The sequence below is a fragment of the bacterium genome (genome assembly GCA_040753085.1).
Lineage (GTDB): Bacteria > UBA9089 > JASEGY01 > JASEGY01 > JASEGY01 > JASEGY01.
In genome coordinates this window covers 20,995-28,129 of sequence record JBFMHI010000022.1, presented here as the reverse complement: position 1 = coordinate 28,129, position 7,135 = coordinate 20,995, and the positions used below count along the sequence as shown (strand labels likewise).

Annotated in this window: 5 protein-coding genes and 1 pseudogene; 1 reads left to right on the top strand and 5 read right to left on the bottom strand. The window is 49.8% G+C overall.

Translation table 11 applies throughout. From position 1 onward, the window contains the following. Positions 1–192: 192 nt before the first annotated feature. A pseudogene (locus tag AB1797_04310) lies at positions 193–291 on the top strand (transposase). A 151-nt stretch (positions 292–442) separates the two neighbouring features. Here AB1797_04310 and AB1797_04305 read toward each other — a convergent pair. The 5 genes from AB1797_04305 to AB1797_04285 all read right to left on the bottom strand — a co-directional run bounded on the left by AB1797_04305 (position 443) and on the right by AB1797_04285 (position 7,006). After that, on the bottom strand, positions 443–883 hold the full coding sequence (locus AB1797_04305; GenBank protein MEW5766835.1) for a hypothetical protein: 441 nt from the start codon (positions 881–883) through the stop codon (positions 443–445). Between the two features lie 59 nt (positions 884–942). Further along, positions 943–1,542, bottom strand: a complete 600-nt coding sequence (locus AB1797_04300; protein ID MEW5766834.1) for a hypothetical protein — start codon at positions 1,540–1,542, stop codon at positions 943–945. 158 nt (positions 1,543–1,700) lie between these two features. Further along, positions 1,701–5,063: an RHS repeat-associated core domain-containing protein gene (locus AB1797_04295; protein ID MEW5766833.1), complete on the bottom strand. Its 3,363-nt coding sequence runs from the start codon at positions 5,061–5,063 to the stop codon at positions 1,701–1,703. A gap of 25 nt (positions 5,064–5,088) precedes the next feature. Then, the gene (locus tag AB1797_04290; GenBank protein ID MEW5766832.1) at positions 5,089–5,850 is read right to left on the bottom strand and encodes a PAAR domain-containing protein; all 762 of its coding nucleotides are present in this window, start codon (positions 5,848–5,850) and stop codon (positions 5,089–5,091) included. A gap of 49 nt (positions 5,851–5,899) precedes the next feature. Further along, positions 5,900–7,006, bottom strand: coding sequence for a DUF2169 domain-containing protein (locus AB1797_04285; protein MEW5766831.1), 1,107 nt, complete (start codon positions 7,004–7,006; stop codon positions 5,900–5,902). Positions 7,007–7,135: the final 129 nt, after the last annotated feature.

Genomic DNA, 7,135 nt, shown 5'->3' with positions numbered 1-7,135 from the left:
TACGTTTCATGCTTCGTTGCCTCCTGCTGGTTTTGGATTGTTTGGTATTTTTAAGCTATTATACCACAGGAGGCAGAAATTAGTAAATAATTTATTTGCAGATGATTGCCATTTTTAAACAGCCTCTGTTTGTAGAAACAAAATTAGATAAAGAGATTAGCCTCGTAGAGGCGTTCTGTTTGTAGAATGAAAATGGCCAACACCTATTCTCAAATTTATATTCAGATTGTTTTTGCCGTAGAAGGCAGACAAAACCTTATTTTGAAACAACATAGGGAAGAATTACACAAATAATCACGGGTATTGTGCAAAACTCGCTCCAAGAAGAAACGCGCCCGCGCTATTTCAGGAACTGGAACGCCGATATCTGGACTCACCTTAGCTTTTTCACGGATCGTTGAAAAATAATGAGTACTACATCAGCATCTACGTAAAACGTCTTCTATTTTAAGGCCGTCTCTATGGCCGATTTTATGCTCTCAATATCGTAAGTTGCCTCATAGGCGATCACCCTTGGCCCCTCATCAGTATCCACTAGTAGTCGCCGTTGGGTGCTGACTACAGGCCGTCCTCCTGAATATTGTGTGGTTGTAATTTGATCCTCGCGGATACCACGCATTTGGCTGAAGGGTATCGACCAGGACGGTGTTTCGAGGCGGTCAGCATGTATCGTAATCGGCTCTGCCTTCTGACGTGACTGGAGGATTAGAAAACCGATCCCCATAGCCACCAGGACCACCACCGCTAAAAGCCATGGGTAGGTGCCTCCACCAGCCTTCATTGATCGAATGACACCGTACCCGCCTAACCCAACGACGATGACGACGAAGATCAAAAACGGCATTCCAGCCCCGCCCTTGGGGTAAAAAACGATTGGTTCCATACAACTATCCCCCTTTGCTCACCTCATTCTGTCTGTCTGGTCAGCCAATCCCCTCACTGTTACACCGTTGTAAAGTACTCGTCCCAGTACTTCTTGCCAGATCCCTCCATAGTCAGACCAATGATCTCCCGAAGCCCTTGACGACGCATTTGGGGATCCTCACCACGCGACTTAAATAAGTAGACCTGTCCTTGCAAGGAGGTAACAATGTCAGGATAGATCGGTCCTATTAGCTCCAGGGAGTAATAGTCAAGAATAATAAGTGGCGGTCCGTCCTCAGCCTCACACCTCTCTCGAGGGATACAAATTGGACTTGCCAGGTCCATCTCCAAGCCTATCGTAAGGAGCCCTCTATCAGTGAATATCTCGGGCTTATCAATCTTAATGTTCGATTCTACGAGGGCATCAGGGAAAGAAAAAGGTCTCATGCCGAATTGGAATTGCTCTAATTGCACGCCGGAAATGTCAATGGTTTTCATTAGATCAACCAAAACAGACGGCAACTTGCAGCCAAGTTTTCGCTCAACATTCGCAATCTCTTCTGCGCTGGGAAGCGAATCATGCACCGCCAGGTCTTCGGCAAGGAATTCATCGTCTCTGGCGAGCTCTTGTATGTCTGTAACAAAGGAGTTAATCGTGTACTTTTTCTCTCCTCTCATGTCTGCACCTCCAATTTTTCACCGGATTCGGACTGCCGCCCAAATGATTATTGATAACTACCACTCAGCCACTAAGGCACAAATAATTGTGTCAACTCTTCTTCGTGACTTAGTGTCTTAGTGGCTGAGCAGTTACGATTATTGTTTTAATTCGAGCTTCAAGTTCGACGGTCCGGATGTAATACGCCGTGGTTCGAACGATGGACACCATCGGGGATGGCCACCGTAATGCTTCTTTGATGTTCGTGGTGATGAATGAGCGTTTGGCCATCGTAGGCTGCATCCATAGAGTGGGCAGCTATCCACTGAGGATCTACGACAGGTGAGCGGCCGCTTTCGATTTGGCTTTGATTTTTAGGACTCAGGTGCCGCGGAGTGTTCCTTGCATCTCGCTGCGCATATCTCTGCCAAAACAACCTGGCATCCCTTCTCGCGCCGTGTACCGTATCTCCACCTTTCGGCATACGAATACGCATTCGTGAGGTTTTTTCATCCTCATACACACTTCTGCACCTAAGGCCCAATGGATCGACGTAGCGCACAGGATTTGGGACATAGGCATAGGGATTCAAACCGCCTGCGAAACCAATAGGATCATGGGTAAGGTAACGTCCGCTCTCAGAATGGTAATATCGGGCGTAGTTGTAGTAAAGCCCAGTCTCATAATCCCGAGTTTGTCCCAGAAAACCAAAGGGGTGAGGGGGTGATACTTCCCCATGCCTATTGTCACCCCATAATCGTCGCCAGCCGGACCAGGTTAATTCACCTTTTAAGTTCGTGATGTGCATAGGGAAACCTGCCGGACCGCAGTGGAGGTCAATAATCTCACCGGTTACATCGACCGAGATTGGTTCTCCCGAATCCGGCAGATAGAGGAAATGGACATCCCTTTGGCCGTTCTCCCCATCATTCTCGACCACCTTAATGAGTCTGTCGTTGTCCCAGGTATAGTGATTTGTCTTCTCAGATTCCTTTATCACCCGACGGCCAATGGGATCATAAGAATACTCGACATTTCTTCCTTTTTCATCAACAGTTCGAGACAGGCGACAAAAGTCGTTATATTCAAGATCAAGACGAGAAAAACCTTTCTCAATGCAGATGGTATTACCGAGGGGATCGTAACTGAAGCGTGAGTCACCGATACTGGCTATCCGATTGCCTTTCTCAATCGTTGCCCTTCCGGTATGAGTCTGGAAGATAACATTGTCGGCGCCATCGTAAGCAAATTCTTCCGTCGAGTCCGGATAAACGGCTTTAATCACTCTACCGTTCTTGTCGTGGCTGTAGGAAAACGATCCCACTCGAGAATCCTTCAGCTCTATGAGGTCGCCATCCCTGTTGTAGGCATACTCTTGACGTAAGAGCGCTCTGCCATCCGGTCGCGTGACGGTCTGCGAGATCATCTTCCGTGAGCTGTTCCAGCCGAATTCACTGACAAGGCCATTGCCTCGTTGGTGTTTGATCATGCGCCCCGCAGCATCCCAGGTGAATTCGTGCCTCTGTCCCGGTGCATTGATACTCCTAATTCGGCCTTCGATATCATAGTCGTAAACTACCTCATAGTTATCTGAATACCGTGTCCGAACGCAACGTCCATGGCGACGAACATGCTCGGTAGCCTGGCCGTCAGCCACTACACGCACGGGCTCGTTTATAAGATCATACTCATATTCTAACACATGGCCGTTCGAGCGGGCCGCTATCACATTACCCATTTCGTCACGTTCATAAGTCGTCCTCTGATGAGGACCTGAGATCTCTGTGAGAAAACCCATCAAATCAAACTTGCACTCGATCTTTCGTCCATCTGCTTCAATGATCTCAGTGATCTCACCTCGAAGACCACGGGAGAATCGGCGTTCTCTGCCGTCAAATCTAACTTCCCGGGTCACCCGATCCATGGCATCGTACTCAAAAATAGCCTCTTCGCCTTTTTGATCGGTAATCCGGGTGATTTGTCCCTCCGAATTGTAGTCATAGCGAACTATGCCTCCTTCGGGATCTCTTTCCTCAATTACCTGTCCAAATCGGTTGTAGCCATATGAAGTTGTGCCTCCCCCCGGTTCTGTGACAGAGATCAGGTTGGCGTCGGGATCGTAGGTGAACCGGATATCCGAACCGTCTTCCCATACCTCACCTATGACACGTCCCATAACATCGCAGGTCCAACGTCGAACGCGTCCTGTGGGTTCCCTCGCCTCTATGAAATTCCCTAATCTGTCGCACCGGTAAAAACTTTGGGCCCCAAGAGGGCGCGTGAACTCCACCAGATTTCCCCCCCGGTCGTATTGCATTCGCCAAACACCGCCATCCGGGTCTTCAGCCCTCTCCAATTGCCCTCGCTCCCCGTAGGCATACGTCCAGGTTTCTCCATTGGGGTTGGTCTCGCTTATCAAATTATTCCGGCTATCAAATTTCCATTTCCAGACACCACCATTGGGCCAGGTGACACCAATCATATTGTGATTTTTGTCAAACTCGTAAGTTGTCTTGGCGCCATTGGGATCCTGTATCTCTACGATCTCCCCTCCTGGACCGTAGGTATACATGGTGATGGCCTCATTAGGGTCAATCCGCATCACTAAGCGGCCGAGCGGGTCATACAGCCGTTTATTTACAGCTCCCAGTGGGTCGGTGGTCACAACCACCAGGTTCATTTCATTGAATTCATATTTTGTCTGATCTTCCCGTCCGTTTGTCACTATAGTGGTGCGTGCATCAGGATTATACTCCAGAAATCGCTCGATGTATCCGCCGTCACCCCAGTTATGAACACAACGCCCTTCACGGTCATATTCAAAATAGAAGCTGGCACCCAGCCGGTTTGTCTCTTTGATCAGCCGATGTTCCTCATCATAAGCGTAACGGATGGATTGATTCAAGCGATCATAGACGGCGGTCAGCCGTCCGCTCTGGTCATACTCATACCTGACCAAAGTCATCGGCGGCTCTTCAGCCGTCTCCGGCCTAAGTTCCACAGATTGGATAAACCCCCGATGATTGTATCGTAACTGATAATGTCGGCCGCCGCTATCTCGTAAACCTGTCCAACGATTACCCGTGAATTGAAGGTCGATTACCTGACCGCCGATGTTTTCAATTCTGACCAGACGAAATTCTTTCTCCTCTTCGATGATATCAAAGATAAAACAAACATTGTGATCCCTATGCCAATGCCAGATGAGGTACTGATTTCCCCGGCGATTTGTCTCGTATTGGAGGCCTGGATGGTTAATTCGCTGTCCGTCTTTGGGGACATTCAATAATACTTCGACTCCGTTGTCATTGAGAAAAACCAGCCGATTGTCTACAAAACGTAGTCTCACCGAGAAAAGGACAACCCACCCTTTGCCAAAAGGCCCGTCTTCCAGGAACGAGGTGTTGTAGAATCGATGCCACTCCAGGGGGAAAGGGCCGGGAATGGTAAAATCATCCCAGGCGGTAAAAACGATTCCCGTGGCTACATCTACTGGATGTCCCACCAGCGTTCGTTTGTGTAAGGGTTGAGAATTAATCATAAAGGCGGCCTCCCGCCGCAACCACTTAATGCGACCGGCCAGCCATGGCCCGGTTAGCCAGCCTGCCTGCACCCAAGGCGGCTACGCCGTGGATGGCGTTCCAGATAAACTGCATCAATAATTCCTTTAAGGTAACACCGACCATCACATTGGTAAACCCCATCACATTGGCGTTAGGGACGATGGGGATTTGCGAACAAGACGAGGCGGTCAACGGTCCGACAATGGCCATCGGCGCCCCGTTGACCGTCACGGTAGGGCTGCCGATGGTCGATTGCCCCTCGGCTACCGGCATCACCGCCGGCGGCAGTAACATCTGAAATAACTGCAACCACGACTGGACCGGCAGCAGGGCTTGAATCTTTTGCCAGTCCGATTGATTTTCTACCGGCTGGGGTAAATCGCTGGCCGGGCAGCGGGCATTCGGGGTCATGGTGCCGGTAGCACTACCGATCATGTTCAAGACCATGGAAAACACCGCCGCAATTCCGGCGGTCATTACATTGGTCAGCCACCACTTGAAGGTAATCTGAGTCGGTGGCGTCGGCACTGCCGGCGGAGGCAGGGGGATATGAACACTGTAGGATTTGGCCCCTACGGTAAGAGCCGGCATACCGTTGATAAATACATTCGCTATCGGCCACTTCGGCGTATGCCAGAGAAATATCGTTCCAATGAAGGGGTGTGGAAACATGGGACATGGGACGGGTGGAACGATGGTCTGGGTAGTGGTATGAAAATCCAGTCCCATAATCATATCGCCAAGTTTGGCCGCCGGAAACAGCATCCTTAATTATTCCTCCTCTGTAACTACTCAGGTGGATAGACTGAAGGCTTCAGCCTTCCTCTACGATGACCTCCATTTTCTTTACGGCCTCTATATCTTCCGGACCAGGATATTCGATCGCGCCCCTCCAGACCAGATATACCCGGTTTTCCTTTTTCAAGATACAAACTGTATGCAACACAACCTGGGGATATTCGAGGCCCGCTCCAATATCAATGCCGATTCTCGGTGTCTGGCCGGGGAGTTGCAGTTCGAAAGCACCCCTCGGATCAAGATTGACCATGCGGATGGTTTCGTCATCCTTAAGAAACGGCAGGGCCAGTCCCGGTGCTGCCCCATTGAAGAATTTAAAATCCAGCATTGGCATTTTAAATTTCTTGAACTGCTCGACCTGGTCTTTGGGAACCAATCCGATGGCCGCTTCCCGAATTTCTTCATACAACGACATGTAGGCCGGCAGCACGCCCGCGTATGAACACCGGGGGTACCACAGTTTTCCATACCAGCCGAACCCCTGAGGCATCGGCTGTTTCTGCCACTCTTCCATCCTCCCCGTGATGATATTTTCCCTGGTCAATAAGTGTTGAGGGTCCTCAATGTTTGGCAATTCCAACCCATCAAGCGCCTCCTTGGTGTCTTTCACCACGAACCCTTTTCCCAGCAAATTTCGAGGATACATCATCGGCGCATCCGGACCAAAAGAGAGTAGATCAACACCTCCATAAGCTCTTTCGTAACGGACTTCCATTTCGATAAATGGTTCGGGATCAGAAAACAACGGCCCGCGCAATTTGGAATAACTGCATTTTCGGTTCCCAATGACGACAACCTTTTTTGTGACTTCACCCACCGTAACCGATGCCTCAATTTCCCGAGCCGGCTTCCTCCAGGGGGCATACGCCTTGGCTATGACCACCACATCCGTGGCCACCTTCCAGGGAATATAATCACTCTCCATCAAGCAGGAAGCAGTTACAGGATCCTTGCCCTCGTAATACTGATCAGCGCCTACCAACGGTTCCTGGTTATCCGCCGGGGTGCAGCGACCATCCTGGCCAATATCATAAGTGCGTTTCACCACAGCCGCCATAATATGCCTGCCCTCCGGGTTCTGGGCCGGAAGAAGCGTGTGGACATAATTGTTATTATCTGACATCCTTTCAGTGCCTCCTAAGAGCGTGTCTGAAAAGTTGATGCGTTAATCAGCCCCGTAGGGGCAAAATGTTTATAGTAGCCGTTTTTCTCATAAACCCAAACTCCGTTAGGAGCGAAATGTTCAAGAAGT